Genomic DNA, 2,105 nt, shown 5'->3' on the forward strand with positions numbered 1-2,105 from the left:
AAGTGTTGGCTGGCCCAACTGGGGGTTACATATTCGGCTTCATTTTAGCGGCATTCATAACAGGGTTCATTTTAGAAAAAACAAAATTCAACCTCACAATGGCACTGATCGCCAATACAGCCGGAATGATCGTAACTCTCATCTGTGGAACGATTCAATTGAAGTTCTTGTTGGATATGTCATGGAACCAGGCGCTTGCAGCTGGAGTTTATCCTTTTATTGCTGTTGGATTAATTAAGGCTTTTCTGGCTAGTTGGATTGGGATTACAGTTAGAAGAAGGTTAATAAGGGCTCGATTCCTAACGCAAAGTAAGGAAAGCGTTGCTTGATAAACAATGGCTAAAGGAGTCTACCTTTAGCCATTGTTCTGCTTCTCCTCATACTCTTTTTGGTAAAGTTTTTTCATATGAATGGAATGGACCATTCGAATGGACGGGCGGATCAGCATTTGCAAACTGCCCAGAACGAATAAAGTGACCCCCCACGTCTTTAAAGACTCAAAATAAAAAAATATACTTCCTATCAAGAACCATAAGCCTAGCAAGAAGTCATTCAGGGTGTACAACACTTTGTAACCTTTTTTGAAAAAGAGGTCATGGTTTCCCATCTTTATTTCCACGTACTGTTCTCTCGTGTGGGAGTTTGCATCTGCTTCTTTTTCTTGGATAAAAGCCAATTTCCCCATCACCTTTCTTTACGAATAATTATTATAATAGCGTTTCCCAAGATAGCGTCCAATATAAACCAACTGGAAAAAATCTCCCTTTTAAGGTTACAATAAACTCATAACTTATTTTCCTTAGGAGGGGAGTATTATCAGCCGTATTCTTTCTGTCTTACTCATTATCTTTGCCTGCTTCTCTTTGGCTGGCTGCAGTTTCTCACCATCGTCCCTCTTTGAGTCATCTGAACCGAAGTCCATGAACGAACATTCCACATCTGACATTCACCCGAACAATAAGGAATCGATGGATATCCGTTCAACTATCAGTATCTCCGCAATTGGAGATGTTCTGATTCACACACGGGTCTATCGCGACGCCAAAACTACAAACGGTTATAACTTCATGCCGATGCTGGACGAAGTTGAACCTTACCTTGACTCCTCGACTATTACAATAGCGAATCAGGAAACCATGATTGGCGGTGAGGAGCTGGGCTTGTCCGGTTACCCTGCATTCAATTCACCTACCGAGATTGCTGATAATTTGAAAACCTTAGGGATTGATGTCGTTACTCTTGCGAATAACCATTCTTTGGATCAAGGTGTAAAAGGCATCGAAAATGCCATCAATTATTGGGACGAGATTGAAATGAAACATACGGGTGCATTTAAAACAAAGGATCAAAGTGAAGAAGTATTGGTATATAAAACAGAAAAGAACATCGACGTCGCCATATTAAGCTATACATACGGTACAAACGGAATTTCAGCACCTGCCGGAAAAGACTATGTCGTCAATCGAATTGAGTTCAAAAAGATGGCCAAAGATATTGAAAAAGCAAAAGAATTGGCAGATGGTGTGATTGTGAGCTTACACTTCGGACAACAATACGAGCCTTACCCCTCTGCCTTTCAAAAGGAAGTAGTTCAATTCTGTGCAGATCATGAAGTCGATGCTGTACTAGGGCATCACCCCCATGTGTTACAGCCACTCGAATATGTCGAAGGTGAAAAAGGGAATAAAATGTTGACTGTTTATTCCCTGGGAAATTTTTTCTCAGGGCAAGAGGACTTTCAGAGGCGTATTGGAGGAATTTTCACTTTTGATTTCCTGAAAGACGAGGAAAGTGATGACACGGTCAAAGCTATTGACCCTCGTTTTCAAATCACCTATGTAACTTCACAAGACCAGCATGATTACAAAGTGGTTCCTATGGCTGAACTTCCGGAATTAATGAAAGAATACAAAGCGACAAAACAGCATGTTTCTCAATGGCTGCCTGAACTTTCGTTTATAGAATAGGATAATAGATCAAGTTATTCCACAAACGTGCAGGATTGTGGAAGACTCGATTTCGAGATGATTGTAAGCCTGTTTCCTTTTCTTGGGGCAGAATTAGGAGGTCCTGGAAATCGCTCGCTTTCCGTGGGCATGTGCTGA

The 2,105-nt window shown here is 41.1% G+C and carries 3 protein-coding genes; 2 read left to right on the forward strand and 1 reads right to left on the reverse strand.

Annotated elements, in window-relative coordinates:
- Positions 1 to 329 (forward strand): biotin transporter BioY (locus tag LD39_RS20210; protein ID WP_035552806.1); only part of this gene is annotated, 329 nt, incomplete at its 5' end.
- 26 nt (positions 330 to 355) lie between these two features.
- Here LD39_RS20210 and LD39_RS20215 read toward each other — a convergent pair.
- Complete coding sequence (locus LD39_RS20215; RefSeq protein WP_231572627.1) at positions 356 to 676, reverse strand: YrhK family protein; 321 nt, start codon at positions 674 to 676, stop codon at positions 356 to 358.
- 244 nt (positions 677 to 920) lie between these two features.
- Between LD39_RS20215 and LD39_RS20220 the strand changes: the two genes are divergently transcribed.
- Positions 921 to 1,967 carry a CapA family protein gene (locus LD39_RS20220; protein WP_156112699.1) on the forward strand — a complete coding sequence of 349 codons (1,047 nt, stop codon included), beginning with the start codon at positions 921 to 923 and terminating at the stop codon, positions 1,965 to 1,967.
- The last annotated feature ends 138 nt before the right edge of the window (positions 1,968 to 2,105 follow it).

The sequence above is a fragment of the Halobacillus sp. BBL2006 genome (assembly GCF_000786645.1).
Taxonomy (GTDB): Bacteria; Bacillota; Bacilli; order Bacillales; family Halobacillaceae; genus Halobacillus.